We start from the raw sequence: 26,017 nt of genomic DNA on the forward strand, positions 1-26,017 counted from the left end.
TATCAACTTCCTTTCAATTCAATTTTATACTCTTTTCCGTTATAATTGGTTTTCATTTTTACTTCTTTATGTGTTAATCGTATTATATACCATTCTGGTGTAGCATGATTAAAAAATGGACCTGTACCAGATTCGCAAGCTGTATTACCATACCATGCTTTACATTCAGAATATATAACCTTTATTTTAGTTTTATTATCATTAAATTCCCAATGAGCTCCTAATGAGATAGTTTTATTGTCATTTCTTTTTCCTTCTATTTTATATCCATCTGTATTAGAATATTCATCATGGAAAAATATTAATATATTATATAAACTATCATTAAATAAGATTAAAGAATCTTCTCCATTTACAGAATACTGTGTAAGAGCGTAAGTACCAAATAGTCTTTTTTCGGCAGAACGCAAACTTACCAAAGGCCCTTCTTCATATTTTTTACAACCTTCGGAAAGGGCTGCTATTACCAGCATTGCAAGAATTATCTTTTTCATTTCAATCATCACCATTCTAATTTTCCTAAATCTTCTTTTAATTTAGAAACAGTTATAGGTTTTGAAATTATCTTTTTATCCTTATCGAGTAAGTAAAATGCAGGAGTTTGCCAAACATAATAATTTTTTATGTTTTCGCTTTTAAAGCCTTTCAAATCGCAGGTGTTAATCCATGTAATGCCATATTTTGCACTTGCCTTTTGCCATTCAGCGTTTACACTGTCGCATGACACTGCAAAAATTTCAAGTCCTTTAGTATTATACTTATTGTAAATCGCTTTCAATTCGGGCATGGCATCTTCGCAGAAATCGCACCACGATGCCCAGAACATCACCAAAATATATTTTGATTTTAATGAATCGAGAATATAATTTTTCCCACTCAAATCATTTGCAACTATGCTGTACGCCTTATGTCCTTTTTTTAATGAATTAATTATTGCCGAAGTTTTATTCAATTCCTTTGACAATTCGGCATCGCTGCATGTACTGGTTTCATTGTATTTCTCAGCAATATGCAACATTACATCTTCCCATTGTGTATGCTCAAATGAACTGAGAAGGGTATTAATAATGTATTCATAAACTTTTTTATTCGACTGGGCGCGAACCAAAATAAAATCAATGCATTTATTATATGAATCCACTGAAGGCGGAGAAGCAAAGTAGTCGAAATATTCCCCGCATTTTTTATAAAAAATATCGGAATTCAATAATGTGGAATCCGAAAAATCGGTATAATCAAAATAATGTTCTTTCAGGAATGCTGCTTCACTTGGATATACAGCCGCATCTTTATTTTTTTTATATGCGGAATAATCAGGTACAATATACGCTTTGATCAATTTTGATGCATACATATCTTTATTTTTATCAATAGCTGTTAAAGCAATTTCATTTCTTTTTGTTTTCAGCCGGTTGATATTTTTCATGATATCATTTAATTTCGAAGCATTGGCTGAAGGGTTTTCGTCATATAGCTTTTGACCCAATTTTATTAATATATCAGCTGAATCTTCAATAACTTTTACTTGTTTCAGAAATTGATAATAAATAATATTCTCCGGTGAAGAACTAAAATCAACATCCGTATTGAATTGAACAGAAGGAAAAGTAATACATACATTTTCATGATTTATAATCACATCAATAAAATTCGAATCATTTGCTGACAAACGTACAACGCCAATATATTCAGGTAGTATAAAGGAAAAACGACAGTCGTTACCAATAACTGATGAATCGGTTTTGATTACCTGTTTGCCATATATTTTAGAAAGATATATCTTCTCCGCCTTACAACCATTGACTGTTGCGTTAACACTATATGTTAACTGGGCAATGCCCGGGGTAATAAATGAGCAACAAAAGAACAGTATCAATATTTTTTTAAACATATGTACTTTTTTTCAATAATTTCACAAAATTATGCTAAGTTTGTTAAAAAATTTTTGTTTTTACATACAATTTTATAAATTTGTCTAAATTTATAAACCAAACAAACCCTAACAATATGAAAAAAATCGTTACCTTTTTTATGCTGATGATATTCGGCATGACATTGCTGGCTAAGCCGGTATCCAAGGAAGAAGCCCAGAATGTGGCCGTTTCATTTCACAAACACTATGTTCCCGGAAAAGCAGATTATACCATTTCGGATGTAGTAGAGTATAGTTATAATGGTATTTCTACTTTTTATGTTTTTAATTTTAAAGCAGGTGGATACGTAATGGTTTCAGCCGATGATGCAGCTATTCCTATTTTAGCACATTCTGACAGTGGAACTTTTGATAAAAATGCTATTTCTCCTTCTGAAACCGCATGGTTAGAAGACTACAGTAAACAAATTGAAAGTATTGTTTCGAATAATATTGATAATACCGAAACTTTAAAAGAATGGAAAAAAATTCAAAATAACCAATTCAATCCAACTACAAAAGATGTAGCAATATTATGTACTGCTGCTTGGGATCAGGGTTCACCTTGGAATACAGTAGTTGCTCAGAATACAGCTTCTGGCGTATATGCAGGTTGTGTTGCTACTGCAATGGGTATTGTAATGTATAAATGGAAATATCCAACAACAGGAAACGGAACGCATACATACACAGAAGCTACTTATGGTGATTTAACTGTAAATTTTGGTTCAACTACTTATGCATGGAGTTCAATGTCGAACACTTCTGCAAGTACTGCAAGCGAAACATTATTATATCATAATGGGGTAAGTGTAAACATGACCTATTCTACTTCCGCTTCCGGAGCTTACCAGTTCGATATTCCTTATTCCTTAAAAACTTTTTATAAATATCAGCCATCGATAGAAATTCAAAACATGTCGAACTTCACATCTGCTAACTGGCTAACCTTACTGAAATCAGAACTTGATGCAGGACGCCCGATATTATATGCCGGAGCAACCGGTGGTACCAGTTCAAGTGGACACTCGTTTGTTTGTGACGGATATAAATCTGCATCTAACACATTCCATATTAATTGGGGATGGAGCAGTGTAGGAACAACTTATTATGCTATTGGTTCACTTAACAGTGGAAACGGAAACTTCAATTCAGATAACCAGGCTGTAGTTAGAGTATGTCCATTATCAAATGCCCCTATCGCTAATTTCACAGCAGACAATGCTTTTCCAGCTGTTGGAGGTAGTGTAAATTTTACTGATTTATCAACAAATAATCCTTCTACATGGGAATGGACATTTGAAGGAGGTACTCCTTCAACTTTTACTGGAAAAACTCCGGGAGCTATAACATATACTGCTGCCGGTGAATATATGGTTACTTTAAAGGTTACTAATGCAACAGGTAATGATACCAAATTCTCATCTAAAATGATAAAAGTAGGTCACGCAGCTCCGCAGTGGATCATGCAAAACTGTGGTTCTACTGTAGATAACAGAATTGTAAGTGAAATAGATATATGCAGTCCTGATGTTGCATGGGGAGTTGTGGTAGACGGTGGTTCAACTATCAATATTCCAAGGGAGATTATTCGCACAACTAACGGTGGTACAACATGGAAACTGGATACCATTACCTTTACCGGAGTAACCGATTACAATATTGCCAACATTTGTGCTATTGATGCAAACACATGTTATGCTGCAATGTTCCCTTTAGGAGCAAATGGTGGTAAAGTTGCTAAAACAACTGATGGAGGTGCAACATGGTCAATTGCAAATTCACCCGATTACTCTACAAGCTGGCTGAATTTTGTACATTTCTTTGATGCAAATAATGGCTGTACTATGGGTGACCCGAATACTTCTAGTAAATTTGTAAACTATTATACAACAAATGGAGGCAGTTCATGGACACAGGTTCTCGTTGCCTCAGCCGCAGGGGAAACAGGATTAACCAATAATTATGATGCTGTTGCCGGTACTGATTCTATATGGTATGGCTCTACAAAAGGGAAACTTTTCCGCTCTGCTGATAAAGGACATACATGGACCTATACAAATTATGGAACTACCGGTAACACTACAGGTTTTGGGGCAACGATCCAGGTTTACCCTTCATTTAAAAATGGATCAGTTGGTGTACTTACAGGTCATACAACCGATGGTGCCTATTCTGCAATAAAAAGAAGTACTAATGGCGGAACTTCATTTTCTGCCTTAACTCCAACAGGATATTTTGTAAAAAATCCTAATATAGAATATATACCCGGAAGTGATATATTTGTTGATGTAGCTTCTTATCCCGGAACCGGTTCATCATATTCTATTGATAATTGTTCAACTTTTAAAAATATTGATACCGGTTCTGTATCATATTATTCAGTAAAATTTTATAATTATTCTACAGGATGGGCCGGAAGTATAGTTAGTCCTTCTAATGGAGGTATATATAAATGGAACCCTAATGTGTTTGTCAGCACAAATGATATACCTAAAAATAATGAGAATATTACAATATTCCCTAACCCTGTAAACGATATGTTGAATATTGAATTTAAAGAATACCTGGGCAGTAAAACTCAAATCAATATTTATAATTTAGTTGGAGAACTTGTTTATTCAGAACAAGTAAATCCAACGTTTAATGATATTATTCAGTTAGACCTTTCTGCTATGAAAGCCGGAATTTATATGGTCAACATTGATGATGGCAACAAGATGATTTCGAAAAAAATATCATTGATAAAATAATTTTTTTATTGATTCAAAAAATAAGGGCGCCCTTTGGGCGCCCTTATTTTTTTATTTTTACAGAACATAAAAACTATTCGGAAAAATTATAATATTTTTGAAAAACAATTTTTGTATCCTAACAATAAAAAACTATACTGTGAATTCCTTTATTGACACTTCCCAACGTTATAAAAAATATTATTCTTATTTATTAATTATCATTTTATGTATTCCCCTATTATTTATTAATGTTAAAAACAGCCACGACTGGGGTGATGATTTTGCACAATATATTCATCAGGCTAAAAATATAATTGAAGGAACTCCCCAATCTTCAACCGGATATGTTCTTAATAAAGATTATCCTATTTTAGGTCCACCGGCTTACCCTATAGGTTTTCCTTTATTATTATCCCCTGTTTATTATTTATTCGGGAATAATATTCAAGCTTTTTCTATAATCATGAGCATAATGTTAATTGCAGCCGCAGTACTTTTTTTAAAATTTTTTAAACTATTTTTCTCAGCACTTTCTTCCGTTTTTCTTGTTTTAATTATTATATATAACCCATGGACACTGAACTTCAAGATGGAGATCATGTCGGATATTCCTTTTACATTATGCCTGTATCTTTTAATTATTCTTTATCATTTCCGGGATGAAAAAAGAAATTATTTGTTTTATTTTTTAATAGGGCTACTGGGTGGTTTTTTGATATCGATACGTTCGGCAGGAATTATTTTCATTATTGCCATTTCTTTTGAGTTCATTTTCTGTATTTATCAATACCAGGAGAAAAGAATTCAATATTCTTTATTGAAAAAATTATTGCTTCAAAAAATAATTATGATTTTTTCTGCCATATTCATCTATTCTTTATTAAATATTATTTTATTCAAAACCCCATCAATGGGATTCCTTTATTATACTTCTGCTTTAGACTTAAAATCCATATCGTATATAATACATGATAACCTCACCTATAATTTCCTGATGTTAAAAAATTTCTTTGAATTTAAAAATATATACCTGCAGTTTTTATCTGTCTTTACTCAGTCGGCTTTACTAACATTAACAGTTATAGGGTTCATAAAAAAAGTAATTATTAATTTTGATTTTATTGATTTGATATTAATCCTCTACTGCATTACTGTTCTCATTTACCCTTATAGTGATGCAGGATTCCGTTTTATTTTCCCCATAGCCCCCATTTTATTTTATTATGCTGTAATTGCCATCAAAGATTTTTTTAAAACAGCTAATATTTTTAATAGAAAATATATCCCCGTTTTAATTGGGCTTATTATCCTTATCCAATATATTGGAGGAATAGAAAAAATTATAAGAAATCACGACAGGGTTCTTTTCGGTCCACAAAATAAATATGCAGCAGAAGCATTAAACTACATAAAAACAAGTATTCCTGATGATGCAATAATTGAATTTGAAAAGCCAAGGGCTATTGCACTATACACTGGCAAAAACGGATTTCACATAAAAATAAATCAACCGATCACTGATATAAAAAAGAACTTTGATAAGGTTGGCATTTCATACATACTTCAAAGTAAAAGACAAATTGATTTTATAGGAGATGATAGTCTTAAAAAATATTTATCCTATAAAAATGATAATATAGAATGTATTTGGAGCAATTATAATTTTAGATTATACAAAATCTTAAAATAGAAATGCTTCATGTATACAGATCATAAATAATGCTGACTCTTTCTATAAGGTCCGAACAGCGCGTACTCTCAACTCTTCTTCATATGAGAATTTAAACTCTCTGCCATCTTGTTCATCATCGTAAAAATGCTGGGCCCAGGCTCCATTGTCTTTACCATTTATATATTCTGATGAACTCCAATAGGAATCCGCTACAAAACCACCTTTGCCCATTTTCTTCAACTGATGATACATTTCCGTTAACTCGAATCGCGTCGGAAGACGCCAGCCATTACCAAGTTCACGACAGGCATCAACGGCGTCATGCCATTTAAGCTTTTCAGGAAAATCTTTCATCGCCACCTGAATTGTTTCATTTGTTATAGGATGTGTAAATGTTTCCATTTCTTGTTTTTTTAATTCATAACTTCGTTTATCTCTATTATAAACATCAAAATATTCGTTACGCAAAATGTTTTAATGCTTCATATACCAGAAAAGCCGGCCAGGCAATTGCTTTTAAAAAACATAGTACACCCATCTAAAAATCCGTAGCTTGCGAAATAAAATAAATGGCGGCTCCAATAAGTCCAAAAGCATATACCATTCCCGAAGGTGCATTATTATTAATTTTTTGTTCCATAACTTTTTCTACTTAATTTATTTTAAAAATATTTAATACTATTTCCTGATATATATAAATACCGATATTTAGTATAAAAGATAGATTAAAATTACTGTCAATAAGTAAAATTATTCATAGTTATTTAACTTCTAACTCATCTTTATAATCATTAAGAATTTCTTTAGCTCTTTTGGCATCTTCAACCGTTCCATGAACAATTACCTGAAACCCTTGCTCCTCGACTTTTTCATGGTATTTTAATTTAGCGTGACTTTTAATCGCAAGAATTGCAATGAGTGAAATGATACCCCCAATAAGAGCACCTAGTGAAAAACCGGCTAATGCACCTATTAAAGGACCTGTTCCGAAAAGAAAATCAAATCCTGGAATTTCAAATACTTTAACACCGGTAAGTATTCCCAATATTGGTCCAATTATAGCACAAATACTTATCAATATATTTGAAATCCATCGATTGTTATACCTAACGTGCATGAGATCATCAACAATTATAGCCTTTCCTATAAGTGAAACCTGCTGAATTGGATACCCGGCACGTTTTAGCTCCTCAACAGCTTTAATTGCTTTTTCGTGAGTAGCATACTCTCCAATAATAGTATTCATAGTATAAATCTTTTATATTCAGGGTTACTCCTTCAATTAATTTTTTTATCATTTTCTATAGTTTAACCTGCTTTTCGTAGCATTCAATATATTTTTCATTATCTTTTTTATTTTTTTGATAACATTATAAAAATATTAATGATTTGATGTTTTATAATTAAGAATAGATTAATTAAGTATTACAATTACATTAATATATAAAAGAATAAAAATTACTAAAAATCGGTTTCGATAAAGAAATTATACCGAAATGATTTATGTAATGTCGTTTGATGATAAAAAATAAATCAGGTGAATATAAAAAAAGCCACATAACTGTGGCTTTAATGGCTGCGAGCCTCATAGGACTAAGTTCGGGTCAAATTTTAAAAGATTTGCAGTTAATCTACAGATTTGCAGATATATTTAAGAAACAGTAAAATCAATATTTCTTTTCTATCATCTCTATAATTTCGTGAGTGTAATCAGCCATAAATAAAGGAATATTAACTAAGCTATCATCATATTTAAAATTACGTAAAGAATACCGAATACTTAACTTTGGTGAAAATTCTTTCCGAAAAAATGCAAGACTTTTGCTTCTTATATTTTCATCAGATTTTACTTCAATCGGTATAATCTCATTTTTATTTTGAACTAAAAAATCTACTTCTGCCATATTACCGGAACTCCAATATCGGGGAATTTCTTCAAATTGTTGAACTAAACTTTCCAGTATATAGTTTTCAGTTAAGGCACCTTTAAACTCAGTAAATAATCTATTACCCTCTACTATCGCAATAGGATCTAATCGAGATAATCTTCTTAATATGCCAATATCAAGAGTGTAAACTTTAAAACAAGATAAATCATCATATGCTGATAAAGGTAAAGATGGTTTCTTAGAAAGAAATACCCTGTATGCCAATCCTGCATTTATAAGCCATAATAATGCATCTTCGTAGTCTCTGGACCTTGCTCCATTTTTAACTGTTTGATATAAAAATTTTTTATTTTCTTTTGCAAGTTGAGATGGAAGTGATGTCCAGATATAATTTATTTTGGGAACATCTTTGTTCGTTACGTGCTTAGAGAAATCAAGAGCATAAGCATTTAAAATATTTTGTAATACAATTTGGGTAAACGGGACATCGCCTTTTTCAACAAGTGCAACAATAGCTTCAGGCATACCTCCCGAAATAAAATATGCTTTAAATTTTTCAACGAGTTGACTAAAAAATACATCAGGAATCGGTTCTATTGAGTCAATATTTTCAAGAAACGACAGCAATTTAGCATCCGAGACAGACAAGAACTCTTTAAAACTAACAGGATGAACTTTCATGAAATCAACTTTCCCAACCGGGAATGATGCTCCTCTGCTCATTGCTACCCCAAGGAGTGAACCAGCACAAGCAATACAATATTCAGGGGAATCTTCACAAAAATATTTTAAAGTATTTAGTGCTTCATTACATTCCTGAATTTCATCAAATATCACTAATGTCTTTTCAGGTAATATTGTTTTTCCATTTACTAATGAAAGATTTTGGATAATACGTTTAGTATCTTTTGTTGTTAAGAAGAATTGCTTTAATTCAGGCTGACTATCAAAATTAAAATATGCCATACCTTCAAATTCTTCCATACCAAAATTCTTTAAAAGCCAGGTTTTCCCTACCTGTCTGGCTCCTTGCAATACCAGTGGTTTACGAGTAGAAGTATTTTTCCATGATTTTAATTTTTCACTTATCGTTCTTTGTATTTTCATATTAACACATATTAAATGTATTTTATGTGATTATTATCACGTATAAGGTATTTTATTTAGGCAAAAGTAATAAACGAATTAGAAATACACAAAAATATTAAGCAATTTTATGTAAAAAAACTTCTATACAATGTATTGAGAAATTTATACATATTTTAAAACAACCCTAATTAAAAAACGATTGCGTAATTAGCAATAAAATCAATGGCTTTTGCAAAATAAAAAAGCCACATAACTGTGGCTTTAATGGCTGCGACCCCGGAGGGATTCAAACCCCCGACTTTCAGAACCGGAATCTGACGTTCTATTCAGCTGAACTACGGGGCCTTATTCAAAAAATTATATATTTATAAAATTAAAAGCAAAATTAGTGAAAAAGGCTGTAATAATAATGAACTACACAATAATTCCTACAAAAATAAGTTAATAAATCCTAAAGTTTAGTAATATTGCATATATTTTAATTTATGTTCAAAATAAAAAACATTTATTTATTAATTATTTCTGTTCTTGCTTTAAATAATACAACATTATCGCAAGGCGTAGGAATAGGTGAATGGAGAGAACATTTACCCTATAACAATTGTATATCCATAACAGAAGGAAATGGTAAAATATTTTGCGCCACAAAATATTCTGTCTTTTCATACGATAAATCCGATAACAGTATTCAACGTATTTCGAAAATTAATTATTTATCTGATATTGGTGTAAGCCGTGTAAAATACCACAATGGACTTAATTTATTACTCGTAACCTATACCAATGGCAATATTGATTTAATAGATAATAATGGGCTTACTACTAATATTTCTGATATTAAAAGAAAACCTATCACAGGAAATAAAACAATAAACAATATTTTATTTATTGACAACTTTGCTTACCTGGCTTGTGGATTCGGGATTGTAGTTCTTGATTTGGCGAAAAAAGAAATTAAAGATACTTATTATATTGCTGAAGGCGGGTTTCAAATTAAAGTTTTTGACCTGACAACTGACGGAAGTAAAATTTATGCTGCAACTGAATCTGGTCTTTACGAAGCAGATCTTTCATGTCCCTATCTTTCAAATTATTCATATTGGACCAAACATACTGAAATGCCTCATCCTGATGGAATTTTTAATACTGTTGCTTATTTTCACGGTACTCTTTATATAAATCTATATGGAAATGCATATAATGATGACACATTATACATATATAAAAATGGGATATGGAATTGTTATGATCCTACTTATACTTCTAACAGATATGAGCTAAATGTTAAAGACAATATTATGTTAGTAATAGAAGAAGGAGATATCGATCAATTAGATACAAACGGAATTAATATATCAAGAATTTATACTTATAATTCTACTTCCATTCCAAACGCTCCTTCACCACGTGATGCAATTTTTGATAATGAAATAAATAATGTTGTATGGATAGCTGATGCAAATGTAGGTATTGTAAGAAATGAGGGCGTCTGGACTTCTACAAATTTTCAACCTAACGGACCCAAAACAACAAATGCCTGGGATATTTCTGTTGAGAATAGTAATTTATGGGTTGCACCCGGTGGACTGGATGGAGCCTGGAATAATGTTTATAACGGAGATGGATTATTTTCTTTTATTGATGAAAATTGGGCTACCCATAACAGAGACAATACTCCTGGTCTTGATACAATATATGATATAGTATGTGTGGCGGTTAATCCTTCAAACTCTTCACAAGTTTTTGCTGGCTCTTGGAGTAAAGGACTACTCGAATTCAACAATCAGACATTGACCAATGTTTATGACTCAACAAATAGCACATTGAAATGCAATTACAGGACGGGTGTTGCAGGAATTATTTTTGATGAAGACAACAACTTATGGGTAACAAACTCTGCTGTGAATACTGCACTCAACGTTCGAATGAATAACGGCACATGGAAAGGATTTAACTTTAGCGGATTTTATAGCAATTCAGAAGTCGGTGATTTAGCAATTGACAAGCAAAACAGGAAATGGATTATCCTCCCACGAAATAATGGAATGTTGGTTTTTGATGATAATAATACCATTACAAATTCTGCTGACGATCATATAAAAAGAATATCTAATAGCACTGGTAACGGAGGACTTCCCAGTAACGAAATATTTAGTATTGCTGTGGATCGTGATGGCGAAATCTGGGTAGGAACAGATAAAGGTATTGCTGTTTTTTATAATCCTGAAAATGTTTTTACCGGAAGTAATTTTGATGCTCAGCAAATCATGGTTGATCAGGATGGATATATTCAACCCTTATTGGGTTCGGAATCAGTAAAAGTAATTGCTGTTGACGGTTCAAATAAAAAATGGATTGGTACTGACAGAGCCGGTGTATTTTTAGTTTCTGCTGATGGTACTAAAGAATTTGAACATTTCACAACAGAAAACAGTCCTTTATTTTCAAATACTATAAATACTATAGCTATTGACCACAAAACAGGAGAAGTCTTTTTTGGTACTGATAAAGGAATCATATCATATAAGGGTTATGCTACAGATTCCGTTGAAAAAAATGGAGTTGTTGTTTATCCTAATCCTGTGAAAGAGAATTATACAGGGTATATTGGTATTAAAGGGCTTGCATTAAACTCCAATGTTAAAATAACAGATATCAGCGGGACACTTATTTATCAAACTACAGCTGAAGGCGGACAAGCTATATGGAATGGACTCAACTTCGAGGGGAAAAAAGCGAAAACAGGAATTTACCTGGTTTTTGCTTCAAATGAAGATGGCAGCGTTACCACGGTTGCAAAAATTATGATCATCAATTAATTTTCCAGGAATGCTGTTTAAAACAAAAGGGATTGTTCTTCATACAATAAATTATTCCGAAAACAGCAAAATTATTAAAACATACACTGATAATTTCGGCTTACAATCATATATAGTTAAAGTTGTAAGAAATAAAAAATCACAAACTAAAGCCGGATTTTTTCAGCCGCTTTCTATCCTCGACATGGTGGTATATCAAAGTAAGAATCAAGGATTGCATCATGTAAAAGAATTAACCACCTCGATACAATTTGAGAATATCCCATACGATATTAAAAGAAGCGCTGTTACTTTTTTCATTGCGGAATTGCTTTACAAATCATTACACGAAGATTTGCCTAATAAAAACTTATTTGATTTTATTTTTAATACTATTGAAATCATTGATAAATCACATGAAAGCATTTCCGATTTTCATTTAATTTTCATGATTGAATTAAGCAAATATTTAGGATTTTATCCAAGAAATAATTTTGATAAACAACATCCTATTTTTAATCTTATGGAAGGATGTTTTCAGGAATATCTGCCGGAACATCCTTATTTTGCCGATAAAATATTAAGCGAACACCTAAATGAATTACTAAATATTTCTTTCGAAAATTTTTATTCCTTTCATTTTAAACCAGAGATAAAAAAAGAGCTTGTCTTAAAAATGATTGATTATTATCGTATCCACATCCAGGGATTCAATACGATGAATTCAAATGTTGTTTTAGAAGAAGTTTTTCATGAATGAATTTGATTGATGAAATGTCTGAAAACGCTTAATTTATTACCCGTCCAAGTATATATGTATTATTTTCTGATTCCGCTTTATAAATAATTTCATTATCATTTTTTACCGGAGCCTGAAAAATATTTTCTTTACATTTAATAAAAGCATCAAAAACTTCATCGACTTTAATCAATTTCATACATATATTATTACCATTACACGGTGGTGAAATAAATTCGTGAACACACGGACTGCAATATACATTTTTATAAATTACCGAACATCTGTCGATATTAGCATACTGCGCCGGAGAACACGGACCAAATAAGGCAACAACTTTTGTTTTAGTGGCAAAAGCCAAATGCAAAGGACCGGTATCGTTTGTAATTAAAATTTCCGCATTTTCAATTATGGCAATTAGTTCTTCAACCGAAGTTTCTCCTGCAAGTGATATGACCGATTTATTATTTACACTATTTATTATTTCATCAACATATTTTTTTTCATTTTTATTTCCTATTAAAATGATTTCAAGAGAAGGATACTTTTCGGAAATTCTTTTTATCAAGTCAGAAAATTTTTGTGCATCCCAGCGTCGTTCTATTCTTAAATCTGAAGCATTCGGATTGATTACAATGTATTTTTTTGATTTAATATTTTCTATAATTTTTGATGATGGTTTTAATGAATCGGTACTTTTTATTGATAAAATATCGGTAACAATATTTTCCTCGGCAATTGAAAGCCTTGCAAATTGAAGATATGTCTGATATATCGGAGATTTGACATTATAAAACATCATGTGGGTATATATTCCCAGGCGGTAATCGCTTGAACGCAAATAAAATCCAAACCTGTTTTTTGCCATGCTTAATGCCGAAATCAATGTGCTGATATTTGAATATATTTCAAGGTCATAATAGATATCTATTTTTTTTGAAATGATTTTTAAAATAAATGAAGGCAGGCTTTTTACCAGGATAAATGAATTCCGGTCGTTCAATACAATAATCTCATCAATGCATTTTATTTTTTTTAATAATTCTTCATTCGTTTGTGTTGTAATAAAAATAATTTTTGCTTCAGGATAATTTTTTCGTAGTGATTGTATAAGTGGTGTAGCTTGTATAATACTCCCCATTCCCTTATATTTACTTATTGCAAGTGTTTTAAATTTTTTGTTTAAAGAATGGTCAATCTTTAATAGTTTCCCTGCTAACCTTACGAATAAATTCAAAATATATGCAATAGGCTTAACGATTAACCGATCAATTTTTATTTCTGTTGATGTATTCATTTTATAAGGCTATCAGCCGTGAACTTATAATTTCAATTTTTGATTCAGGTTCAATAAAAACTTTTATTTTATTTACTTTTTCATTCCACCAATTATATTGGGCACTCATTGGTATGATATATTTTTTCACATCAACTGATGATTCTATATTAAAATTAAAACTTCCAAGCAAACTATCACAATCGTAATAACAAACTACTCCTTTTCCAATTGTATCAAAATTCGATTTTAAATTAATTTCAAAATAATTATTTGCTTTTAAAAATTTATTTTCGGGAAAATTATTTAAAATATTATTTGATAAAACATTTGCTTTTACAAAGAGATCAGATCCTCCCAAATAATAAGGATATTTCTTTAATTCGAAAGTTCTGATTGAATCTTGCGGTTTATGGATAATTCCATCTGACACCACGCTCAAGCCTTTTTTAATCCATATATAATGACTACTTATTATATTGTAAGGTTCATAATTTTCAAATATATGATTTGCAATTTTATAGTAACGTACACTATTAGGAACATCATCGGTTTTATCGAACCATGTTTCAGGATAATTTGAAAATACTACAACAGGAATATCAAAATTATTAAGGTATTTAAGATTTTCATCTTGCAAATAATCTGTTACGGTATTCTGCATGTATTGACAAAAATATGAAGGTACTTGCCTGCCTGTATAAAAATACAACATCGGGGTATTAGAAAAATCGATAAACGTGGACTGACCCGGAAAATTATCATCTAAAAATTTTTTGAAATCAATATAATTATCATTTTTAAAATTCTCATCATTTATCACTCTTTGAATTTTTTCATGTACCGGTTTTATTTTTTTTATATCATTAATATGTTTAGGAAACACAGACAAAATATTTTCTCTTTCATCAATATTTGGATAAATAAAAGCCTGCATAATAAATACTATAAAAATTAAAGAGCCTTTTTTTAACCAGGAATATTTTTGAAATATGATAATAAACGTAACACCTAATATTAAAAATATAAAGGAGGAAACAACCATCAACAGTCCTTCCACCAAACTATGCCTAACAAGAGAGCGCTGAGCATTCATAAAATAATAGGCAATGCAAAAGATCAATAATACAAAATTGAACTTATCTGTTTTCTCAATCAAATAAAATTTCATTTTACTTATCACAAATATTGATATGATTGAAGCAATTAATGGAAATATAACATAATACCAGAAAAATGTTCTGTCATAATTATACGTTATTATTGGAAATCCATGCTGCTGGCTTGCCCCCAAATAATCCAGTATTTGCTTTATATTTGAAAATACCGGGACTTTACATAAAACAGCTATTGTAAAAACAAGAAGTGCAAAAACAATTAATGAGATAAATATTTTTAACAGGTCATATAATTTCGATTTATCATAATAAAAAAAGTAAAATACTAACAATAATACCAGTGTTGCAAAAGTATTGGAAACAGCTATATCAATTTTCCATACTATCAACAAAAGGTTTAAAAGGCATATATATAAAAGCCGCTTTAAGCTATAGCTTTCAAATAATTTATTTATAAGGAATACTGTAAGTAAAGCCACGCAGCATATTTCGCATATGAATTCGTTCAGAAAAGGGAAAAAGATAACAAAAGCAAACGCAAAATAATTATCATTAAACATTTTGCTGATAACAAAAAATGATATTCCTATAAGAATTAAATACTCAAAGAAATCGTAAATAACGAAATTGATACTACCATCGTATCCATAAAATATTATATAAAATATATTAAAAAAATAATCGGAAATTAAATGTGAGTTAAAAAAATTAAAAAATGGAATTTGATGATATTTGAAAATAAGCATAACGGCATTAGCTTTATTGGCAAGTTCAAACAATTCTTTTGGTTGTTCAATAATTGGTTGATATACCAAAACCATTGCAATACCAAATAAAATCATTAGCAACCAAAACTTTTCAATGAATTGAATGGTATTGGTTTTTATGAAATATTTTTTTCTGAATAGAATTGATAAAAGTACAATCGCAATGAATAATATTAAGAAAATAATTTGAGGCGAAAGAATAAAAATATTATGCTGATTAAATATTAAATAAAGTTCGGTAGAAATAAAAGGCAATATGGGAGTTAAGGCAAACCATCTGAGTTTAGACAAGAGTTCATCGGCATTTAATTTTATTTTTTTATCAATAATGAACCATAAAAGCTGCACAACAATAAAAGTTAAACAATATAGCCACTCTATTGACAAAGTAGAAGGAAAGTATTTACTATACCTGAAAAAATAAATCATTACCAGGATAAAATAACTTATTGCTGCCTGGAAAATTAATTCATGATATAAGGTTTCTTTTGTTTTTGATTTTTTATCAGCAAGAGTTAAAAGGCCACAAAATACTATTGCCGTAATTCCTCCAATAATAAATGTAATAGAACCAGCAACATTAGCTTTCAAAACAAATAAAAAGAGCAGAACAATCCCCCAAAGTGATAAATTGGATGCAACTTCTAATTTCCCTTTGATTGAATCTGATTTATTATAAAACCAATTAAAAATAAAATTCAACAAAAAAAAACTTATAAAAAATGAAGCTATTATCTTATAATAAAACGAAACCCGTGAATGGATGTCAATTCCTTCTAAAGTACCTAAATCAGCTGAAATTTGAGAAATATGTTTTAATGGGAAATTAATATCGGAAACATAACTATAAATAAAATACAGCGATAAAAAAATTGGTAAAAAAATGTATTGATATTGGATTTTGAAATATTTCATTATAAAAAGCATTTAAATATACCCAGGTGAAAACTCCAAAGATACATGGTATCGATAATTATTAACCCAAACAGTAAAATTCAGGGAAATTATAAAATTAAAATAAATTTTTATTTTAAATATTTTCTATCAAAAATATTATATTTCATTATGCACCATATCGCGCGAAACCCATCTTTCCAGTCTATTTTTTTGCCTTCTTCGTAGGTACGTCCATAATACGAAATCCCTACTTCGTAAATTCTGATTTTAGGAAAACTAGATATTTTTGCAGTTACTTCGGGCTCAAACCCGAAACGATTTTCTTTAAAATTAATTAGTTTTAGATATTCTGCTTTAAATAATTTATAGCAGGTTTCCATATCTGTCAAATTCAGATTAGTAAACAAATTGGAAAGGAAAGTCAACATACGATTGCCGATAGTATGCCAAAAAAACAGCACACGATGAGGGTTTCCACCCATAAACCTTGAGCCAAAAACAACATCGGCAAAACCATCAAGCACGGGTTTAATTAAAATATTATATTCATTTGGGTCATATTCAAGATCGGCGTCCTGTATTATAATGCAATCACCGGTAGCCACATCAATGCCCGTGTGAATAGCTGCACCTTTACCTTTATTTACTTCATGGGAAAAAAGTTTAATATTATATGAAGGGTGTTCGTTGATATATTTTTCAAGAACATCTTTTGTATTGTCTTTTGAGCAATCGTTTACAATTATTATTTCTTTTATTATTCCCTGTAGTAACTCCACCTTTAAAACCAAATCAAGTATTTGATGAATTGTTTTCTCTTCATTATAAACAGGAATAATAATTGAAAGTTTATTGAATTTAAACATCAATATATCTATTAAAATTAACGAAAGCAAATATATGTATTTTATGTAAAGAATAAATACTATTTAGCTAACGACTTAATATTGCATATTTTTTTTGATGCAAATAAAAAAGAATTACCATATATAAATTCAAACTAACCACATAACCTAAATAACCTACCATTTATACAGGGCAAACGCATCTAAATTTTAGCTTCTACAACCATTGAAAACACTGAAATCATTTTTAAAAATTTAATCAAAAATTAAAAATATTTGAATTATGTATTTTTATAAACAGTTGAACTTCATAGTATTTGTATTAATTTAGATGCGTTTGCCCTGACCATTTATAAAATACCTCTTTGATATTTAAAATTTAATTACTTTATTTGTTATGAAAAGTAAATAATCAAATACAAACAAAAAGTTTATTAACATGAAAAATTTAATTTTAATTTCAGCAATTATGATGTTTTTATTTGTTAATGTAAAAGCACAACAATTAGAAACAATTACAGGTGCTACTGGAGCGCCAACTAAAGGAACAATCACGGGAACTGGTACTACCGGTTATATTCCTAAGTTTTCAAGCGCCTATGTTATTGGCAACAGCAATATTTTTCAAAGTGGTTCTAATATTGGTATAGGAACTACCGGACCAACAGAAAAACTTGAAGTTAGCGGTAAAATAAAAGGTACACAATTAGTATCTACAATTGCAACAGGTACTTCTCCATTTACCATAACATCAACAACAGTTAGTACAAATCTTAATGCAGATTTGCTTGATGGTTATCATGCAAATAGTTTTCAAACAGCATTAACTAATCCTGTTACAGGAACAGGAACGGCAAATTACATTACTAAATGGACAGGAACAAATACTGTTGGAGCATCTTCTTTAATTTTTGATAATGGGACCAATGTAGGGATAGGGACAACAAGCCCATTAAGTAAAGTCCAAATTGGAAACGGCATAACTAAAGTTTCTTTAGGTGATTGCTATGGGGAACCTATTGGTTGGGGTACAAGTTATATAGGATTTAACCTCTCTAAAACGATTGCAGGGACATGGACTACTGAATCCGATGGAGGTTCGAATGGAGGAAGCTTGATATATGGAAATATTGGCGGAGGGATTTATTTTTCAAATATTCCTAACACAAATACTAGTTCAAGTCAAACAGGTATAACTGATGCTACGATTAAAAATAATATTGTTATGTCTATTTCTAGTACTGGAGATGTTGCTATTGGTAGTGGATTACAAACTTATGTTAATGGAATTCAATATAAATTAGCTGTTAAGGGAGGCATTATATGTGAACAAGTAAAAGTAATAAATGATGTTCCTCATTCAGATTTTGTTTTTGATAGTAATTACAAATTGATGTCGTTAGATCAAATTGAAAAATATGTAAAAGTGAACAAACATTTGCCGGAAGTTCCTTCTGCTACAGAATTTAAGGAGAATGGTTATAATGTTGGAGAAATGGATAATTTACTTCTTAGAAAGGTCGAGGAGCTTACTCTTTACATTATTAATCTCCAAAAACAAAATGATGAGATGAAATCAAGAATAAGTGATCTGGAAAATAAATAACAAAAAAACATGGAACTACTTTATAAAAAAATATTGAAAGTACAGTTGTTGTTTGTTTTATTTGGTATAAACTTTTCAACAACACTCGCACAGGTTACACCCTATCCTGTATCTCCTTATCTTATCAACACAAATTATGTAAATACAAATGCTGTTATAACACATCCTGAAGCTATTATAGCGCCGTCAAACTCTTCTTCAACGGTTGCCATTTCGGGTAGTTCAGTGGTACTGTTTAAATCAGGGACAGAAGTCGATTTAAACCCGGGTTTTTCAACCGAACTCAGTGGTAACGGAAATTTTATTGCCGAAATAGATAATGAGATTAATTTTATACTTATTGCCCCAGAACCTGCTACTGCAATCCTTAACGGAATGGTACATATAAATAAATGGGAAAAGTTTGAAATTGGATTTAAATTGCCCTCTGAATATACAAATGCCGTTGATAATTTTTTTACATATTATAATGCTCAAACTAATTCAACATCTTCCGCTCCAAGTGGAACTTCTTTACTTAATCCCTATGCTGATGATTCTTTGAATGTGGAGATAAATCTTATTAGCCCCGATAACAGGCAAATAAAAAAATGGGGGTTTTTCATGAGAATGGCTGATTTTAATGTGAATACTTCTGCATCCGATAATGGACAGTATCAGCTAGGAACTGATAATTCAAATATTTTATCCCCTTACAACTGGCGTTTTCGCTTTGCACCCGATTATGAAGGCGCATGGACATTTAGCGTTAAAATAAGCGCACCTTATCTTAATTCAACTTTTCCAACTTATATATTTAACAATTTTTCATTTTATTGCGATCCGCCTTTGGCTACTAATCATGGCTTTCTTAAAAAGAGTGCGGCCAATCCAACTGGAAGTTTGCAATTCGATGATGGAACCCCGTTTTTTGGCATAGGCGAAAATCTTGCCGATATCATGCATGCCAATACCTCTACCTCTTTTTATAATACATCAGAATCTCATTGGTATGAATTTTTAAAAAGAGATTACGACAATTATAGTGCTGCTTTTGATGAGATGTATTCCGCCGGAGCTAATTATACACGTATACTTATGCTTAAATCGAATTTTGCAGTTGAATGGCAAAATTTAGGAGTATACGACAAATATGATACATACAATAGGTCTTGTAGTCCTTGCGATAATGATCAATCTCCAGGTCCACATCCTGACCCAAATCCATATATTACAGATATGAGTCATGGAAACAGGCAGTATAATCTATGGGCATTAGATAATCTCATTGATAAAGCACACAATGAGGGAATATATATTGAATTGCAAACCGACCCGGGTCCCCCTATGGTCGTTTACCAGGATTGGATGTGGGGCGATAATGCTTATGCTTATTATACCTATGATAAAAACAATAACTTTAGAACAGATATTATAAAATATTTTTCTGATAATACTTTACGTTATTATTGGAAACGCAGGTACAAATACATAATGTCGCGATATGGATATTCCGTAAATATTGCTGCTCTTGAAACTTTTGGTGAGGTTGACCAGATACTAGGTTATAACAATAATTCTATTACCCAATCATCTGGCGATTGTTGCGGAAATATCCAGACCTGGACTGAAATCCCTACATTAAAAACTTGGATAACTGACTGGCACAATGACATTCTAGGTTATATAAAAAATACAGTGATGTATAATGCCAATAAACATCTTACTATGGCAGGTTTTACCGATAATGCGACATACATACATGATAATATAACTTCATTAGGCGAACAGCAAAATTATTATCAACTATTTTCTAATTCTTTTATTGATATAGTTGATATACATCATTACGTCAATAGTAAAGATATGTTCAGTAATTCGTTCAATCTTTCAACAGGTTTTGTTCACAGTCCATCAATTACAACAGGTTTAAATATAATTGATAAACCTTTTCATTTCGGTGAGTTTACAACATTCGGAAATATAGACCTTGGTGGCACTTATAATTATTTCAACAATTATGATGTGTCTTTTCACAACGAACTTTGGGCTACTACTTTTATGGGCAACTATACTACAGGTCTAACCTGGGGATGGAACACTGTGCATTGGTGGCCAGATTCGAATCCGTTAACATTAAAATATACAAAACCAAATGAAACCGTAGAAACTATTTCCCTAAATAATGGATTAGGGCAAACTAATATTGTTCCACATCCCGAAGGATTTAACATTTCATTTACAAATAAAAAAATATACCATAATTTTAAACCATTAAGTAATTATATACAAAATACAGGAATAAATTTCAGTCTTGATTATACACCAAAATATTTTTATGATGAAAGTCAAAATATAGAATGTTATTATCTTGTAAGTCCTGATAAAACTACTGCTTATGGATGGGTTCATAATTTAAACCATTATTGGTATAATAATTATTATTATTATTTTGTAAACGATGGTAACGATTCACATTACTTAAATTTAAGTGGTGGAGATTTGCCAAGTGCAAACCTAACAGTAGAATTACCAGGTTTTACAATGAGTCCTCTTGGAAATCCTTATTGTTATTATGTAAGTTTTTTTCCTACACGCATGGGCACATCGTCAAATTTACCTGATAACGGATACTTATCTTGTGACCATATTCCCACAATTGATATGGGACCTTTAGTTAGTGGGTATTTTGGCAATGATACAACAAACGCTGATTTTGCCTTTAAAATATCTAAAGTTGCTTGCGATATTAGAAACAATAATGCTATTAGTAATAATGTATATAATATCAACAATACATTTTTTACAAAAAATATAATAAATGAAAGTAGCAATAATAGTTTTATTGTAAATATTTTTCCCAATCCTACTAATGGAATAGCATCAATTTCACCTTCAGATAAAAGTAAGATATTCTCAATAGAAGTTACTAATGTCCTTGGACAAATTATATATTCTGTTAATGATTTAAATGACAAAATTCAAATTGATTTAACAAACCAATCAAAAGGTGTTTATTTAGTTAAAATCATAATTGATAGTAAAATTGAGAAAATTGAAAAATTAATTTATCAGTAATTTGTCTTAAATAAACATAAATTCTTAATCTAAATTATTTCGCTTGAACGCATCAATCCATAATTAATTGATGCGTTCCTTTTATGCAATTAATATTACAAAATTTTTCTATTTCTATAAAAAAGATAACTTTGCTTTTCTTATTTACAATCATTGCAATTATAAACTATCAAAGTAATATCATATGAAACTTAATAAAAATAATTTCTCTCAAATAATAATAATTTTCCTAATAAGTTTAGTTGTTAGACTTATTTTACTCCCTTTTGCTCAAACAGTGGATGCAGATGCAGTAAGCAGAGTATATATAGCTTATGATTGGCTTAAAAACCCCCATCTTATTACTTCAGGAATATGGGCACCACTTCATCATTATATTAATGCGTTTGCAATTTTTATAACTTCAAGCCTGGTATACGGACCTATTGTTTTTCATATACTTTTTGCTTCATTTACCGTTTTTCCTATTTATTACTTTACAAAAAGAGAGTTTAATGAAAAAGGAGCATTATATGTAGCACTAATATATTCATTATCGCCAATCGTTTTCAGAAATAGTTATCATACTTTAGCTGAAGTTCCTTATGGTTTCTTCCTTGCCACAAGTTTAAATTTTTTATCCTTATCCATCAGAAGTGATAAAAAAATAAAATATTCGATTTTGGCAGGTCTATTTATAACCGTTACCGGAGGTTTGCGATACGAAGCATGGGTTATTACAGGATTATTTACAATTATTCTTTTAATATACAAACAGTGGAAAGCAATACTATTTTTCTTGCCTGTTGCATTGATATTCCCTGTTTTTTGGATGATAGGAAATTATATTGAATATAAAGATTTTTTATATGGAATTAATGGAGCTTATAATTGGAATATTGTAAAATCAGGTGTTAATAATAATATTGACGTGATCAATGCCGCAGAAAGAGTAATATTTTTTATAGTATCAGTTTTTTTATCATCATCTCCAATAATTGCTTTCATTACTTTAGGAATAGTAATTAATAGAATTTATAATAATCGTTTTAAAAAAGATTATTTTATATGGGCTATTTTATTTATTGGAATGATGTGCTCATTTACAATAAAAGCTATTGATGGCACCTTACTGATGCAACATCGCTTTACAATAACTTTATTAATTTTTTATTTACCTTATTTTTCTTTATTATTTGATAGTGATAAAAATTATAAACTAAAAAAATATTTTACAATATTAACGATCGTTTCATTGATTCCCTTATCATTTTATTGGCATCAGCTTCCTGTTTATAAAGCTGTAAAAATTTCAAACACTTTTAAATCGGCGGTTTTCAATATTTTTACATTTACGGGTGAACAAACCGAAGCTGTTCCTTATATAGAAGACAAACAAACAAAGGAAATATTAGAAATTATAACCCAAAATAAAAACAAGCAGAATTGTTCATTATTCCTAGATTTCATAGGATGGGATAATACATATTATATAGCATTAAACTCAAATATTTCTCCTGAAAACATTTACATTATTGATGGTGCTTCTTCTTCATCTTATCCCGATTTTCAACAAGTAAAAAATAAAATTAATAATTCATCTGAAGGATATTTTCTTATAAAATATTTCTCAAAATTTTCTGAATGTTTTAAGTTTAACGGAAAATTAGTATCAATGGATACCATTCAAAAGAAATTTTTCTTTGAAAAGCTTTTTTGCAAATCCAACATTACCCTTTTTAAATATTCAATTATAAGTGATGAACAAGCAAAAGAATATATTACTTCAAACCCAAATCCCGTATCAATCTACTCACCTATAAAAGATGTTGATTATTATATTTCACAAATAAAATCTGACCCAACATGGTACGAAGATGTTAAACGTAAAGCAAAAGAAAGAAATATTTCTCTTGATGAAATGCTTAAATTAGATGCAAAATATATGGTAGGTCATCAAAATGAAAAATGATATTACTTTTTAAAATTTATAGTCAAATAATATAAACTGATTTCAAGTTATGGCTTTAATAAGGACAAAAAAATGGATTCAAGAAAATTATATTTTTTTTCTTATAATCATTTGTTTATTTTTTGTTTATGATTACAACTATATTATTTCTAAAGGCCCACGATCTATCCATCAATGGAGACAAGCCGATTGTTTATCAATAACTCAAAATTATTATGCCGAAGGCATGCATTTTTTTTCACCATCCATACATTGGACGGGGACGGAAGGGGATGGGAAGACAGTAAGTGAATTTCCTATTCTGTATTATTTTGTTGCTTTTTTATGGAAGATTTTTGGCAAACATGAATATATTTTCAGGATGATAAATTTATTCATTGCTTTTATGGGATTATTTTATTTATTCAAATTAGCTAAGGCTATTCTTAAAAATACCTTTTGGGCAACAATTATCGTTTTACTTCTTTTTTCCTCACCTATTTTTGTTTATTATGCAAATAACTTTATTATAAATGTTCCTGCATTTTCATTAGTAATACCTGGTTGGTACTTTTTTTATAAATTTTACAAGGAAAGTAAAAACAAATACTTATACATTTCTTTTTTATTTTTCTTTATTGCCGGCTTATTAAAAATTTCCACTACAATAAGTTTTATTTCCATATTAATTGTTTTCTCAATAGAATTTTTCAGATTGGGCAAATTTAAAAAAGACAAAAAAATATTTGATAAGCCCTATATTCAAATTATTCCTTTTTTATTGGTAATAGGCTTTCTTTTGTTGTGGTATTCCTATGCAAGCCATTATAATAAACTTCATCATTCCGGTATTTTTTTACAGGGGATTCTTCCAATATGGGGAGTAGAAGGTGCTAAAATAAAACCCATTTTCGTAAGCTTATATAATGAGCTCCTACCGCAATTTCATAATAAATTTATTCTTCATTTGATATTTTTATTTTTTATTGCTTTATTGATTTCATTTAAAAATGTTAATAAGTTTCTATTATTAATTACAATATGCACCTTTGTTGCAGTTATAAGTTATATTATTTTATTTTTCCAAGTATTTGATGTTCATGACTACTATTTAATAGATTTATTAATATTTCCTATAGCCGTTCTTATAACGTTTATTTCATTTATAAAAGATAATTATTTATATTTATTAAACTCGAAAAAGATAAAAGTTATATCATTAGTTGTCATAGGATGCAGCATATATTATTGTGCAATTAATAACAGGATTAAATATAAACCCAACGATAACTTTGTTAAAACATCTTTTATAGTTGACAAGCAACAACAGGATTTTTATAATTGGGTTGCCTTTAATTATAAAAATACTTTTCAAGCATTAGAAACCATAACGCCTTACCTTCGTTCGTTAGGCATTCAACGAACAGACAAAGTAATAAGCATTCCCGATGAAAGTATTAATATTTCTCTTTATTTAATGGATCAAAAAGGTATAACTGACTATTCTAATCTTGTTTCAAGTAAAGAAAAAGTTCAAAAAATAATTAATAGCGGGATAAAGTATTTAATAATAAATGATACAAATATTTTACAAACCCGAACATATTTATCTACCTATACAAAAAACGAAGTTGGTAAATATAAAAATATTTATATCTATGATTTAAACGAATTCAACAAATAAATA

Annotated in this window: 16 protein-coding genes and 1 tRNA gene; 8 read left to right on the top strand and 9 right to left on the bottom strand. The window is 30.0% G+C overall.

The window, feature by feature from the left end; all coding sequences use genetic code 11:
* Positions 1 to 2: 2 nt before the first annotated feature.
* Positions 3 to 494, bottom strand: a complete 492-nt coding sequence (locus PKK00_05890; GenBank protein ID HNW97925.1) for a hypothetical protein — start codon at positions 492 to 494, stop codon at positions 3 to 5.
* 8 nt (positions 495 to 502) lie between these two features.
* Complete coding sequence (locus tag PKK00_05895) at positions 503 to 1,891, bottom strand: thioredoxin-like domain-containing protein (GenBank protein HNW97926.1); 1,389 nt, start codon at positions 1,889 to 1,891, stop codon at positions 503 to 505.
* Between the two features lie 116 nt (positions 1,892 to 2,007).
* Between PKK00_05895 and PKK00_05900 the strand changes: the two genes are divergently transcribed.
* Positions 2,008 to 4,665 (top strand): C10 family peptidase, encoded by a 2,658-nt coding sequence (locus tag PKK00_05900; GenBank protein ID HNW97927.1) that lies wholly within the window; start codon positions 2,008 to 2,010, stop codon positions 4,663 to 4,665.
* A 139-nt stretch (positions 4,666 to 4,804) separates the two neighbouring features.
* The gene (locus PKK00_05905) at positions 4,805 to 6,337 is read left to right on the top strand and encodes a hypothetical protein (GenBank protein HNW97928.1); all 1,533 of its coding nucleotides are present in this window, start codon (positions 4,805 to 4,807) and stop codon (positions 6,335 to 6,337) included.
* Positions 6,338 to 6,379: 42 nt separating this feature from the next.
* Here the strand turns inward: PKK00_05905 and PKK00_05910 are convergent, their stop codons facing one another.
* The 4 genes from PKK00_05910 to PKK00_05925 all read right to left on the bottom strand — a co-directional run bounded on the left by PKK00_05910 (position 6,380) and on the right by PKK00_05925 (position 9,642).
* Entirely contained in the window at positions 6,380 to 6,721 is a 342-nt protein-coding gene (locus PKK00_05910; protein ID HNW97929.1) for a DUF1566 domain-containing protein, read from the bottom strand.
* Positions 6,722 to 7,079: 358 nt separating this feature from the next.
* A complete protein-coding gene (locus PKK00_05915; GenBank protein ID HNW97930.1) occupies positions 7,080 to 7,565 on the bottom strand; it encodes a hypothetical protein in 486 nt (161 codons plus the stop codon).
* Positions 7,566 to 7,986: 421 nt separating this feature from the next.
* The gene (locus PKK00_05920; GenBank protein HNW97931.1) at positions 7,987 to 9,315 is read right to left on the bottom strand and encodes an AAA family ATPase; all 1,329 of its coding nucleotides are present in this window, start codon (positions 9,313 to 9,315) and stop codon (positions 7,987 to 7,989) included.
* 253 nt (positions 9,316 to 9,568) lie between these two features.
* Positions 9,569 to 9,642, bottom strand: a tRNA-Arg gene (locus tag PKK00_05925).
* A gap of 140 nt (positions 9,643 to 9,782) precedes the next feature.
* Between PKK00_05925 and PKK00_05930 the strand changes: the two genes are divergently transcribed.
* Entirely contained in the window at positions 9,783 to 12,116 is a 2,334-nt protein-coding gene (locus PKK00_05930; protein ID HNW97932.1) for a two-component regulator propeller domain-containing protein, read from the top strand.
* 10 nt (positions 12,117 to 12,126) lie between these two features.
* Positions 12,127 to 12,855 carry a DNA repair protein RecO gene (recO, locus tag PKK00_05935; protein ID HNW97933.1) on the top strand — a complete coding sequence of 243 codons (729 nt, stop codon included), beginning with the start codon at positions 12,127 to 12,129 and terminating at the stop codon, positions 12,853 to 12,855.
* 28 nt (positions 12,856 to 12,883) lie between these two features.
* On the opposite strand, the gene PKK00_05940 is transcribed toward recO, so the two are convergent.
* The 3 genes from PKK00_05940 to PKK00_05950 form a co-directional block, all read right to left on the bottom strand.
* Positions 12,884 to 14,131 carry a glycosyltransferase family 9 protein gene (locus PKK00_05940; protein ID HNW97934.1) on the bottom strand — a complete coding sequence of 416 codons (1,248 nt, stop codon included), beginning with the start codon at positions 14,129 to 14,131 and terminating at the stop codon, positions 12,884 to 12,886.
* Between the two features lies 1 nt (position 14,132).
* Positions 14,133 to 16,910: a hypothetical protein gene (locus PKK00_05945; protein ID HNW97935.1), complete on the bottom strand. Its 2,778-nt coding sequence runs from the start codon at positions 16,908 to 16,910 to the stop codon at positions 14,133 to 14,135.
* A gap of 110 nt (positions 16,911 to 17,020) precedes the next feature.
* Complete coding sequence (locus PKK00_05950) at positions 17,021 to 17,758, bottom strand: glycosyltransferase family 2 protein (GenBank protein HNW97936.1); 738 nt, start codon at positions 17,756 to 17,758, stop codon at positions 17,021 to 17,023.
* Between the two features lie 418 nt (positions 17,759 to 18,176).
* Here PKK00_05950 and PKK00_05955 point away from each other — a divergent pair, with 418 nt between their 5' ends.
* The 4 genes from PKK00_05955 (at position 18,177) to PKK00_05970 (ending at position 26,014) form a co-directional block, all read left to right on the top strand.
* Positions 18,177 to 19,343 (top strand): hypothetical protein, encoded by a 1,167-nt coding sequence (locus PKK00_05955; protein ID HNW97937.1) that lies wholly within the window; start codon positions 18,177 to 18,179, stop codon positions 19,341 to 19,343.
* 9 nt (positions 19,344 to 19,352) lie between these two features.
* Positions 19,353 to 22,400, top strand: coding sequence for a T9SS type A sorting domain-containing protein (locus PKK00_05960; protein ID HNW97938.1), 3,048 nt, complete (start codon positions 19,353 to 19,355; stop codon positions 22,398 to 22,400).
* A 184-nt stretch (positions 22,401 to 22,584) separates the two neighbouring features.
* A complete protein-coding gene (locus PKK00_05965) occupies positions 22,585 to 24,351 on the top strand; it encodes a glycosyltransferase family 39 protein (GenBank protein HNW97939.1) in 1,767 nt (588 codons plus the stop codon).
* Positions 24,352 to 24,400: 49 nt separating this feature from the next.
* Positions 24,401 to 26,014, top strand: coding sequence for a glycosyltransferase family 39 protein (locus PKK00_05970; GenBank protein HNW97940.1), 1,614 nt, complete (start codon positions 24,401 to 24,403; stop codon positions 26,012 to 26,014).
* Positions 26,015 to 26,017 lie beyond the last annotated feature (3 nt).

It is taken from the genome of Bacteroidales bacterium, from assembly GCA_035353855.1.
GTDB lineage: Bacteria > Bacteroidota > Bacteroidia > Bacteroidales > CG2-30-32-10 > DAOQAK01.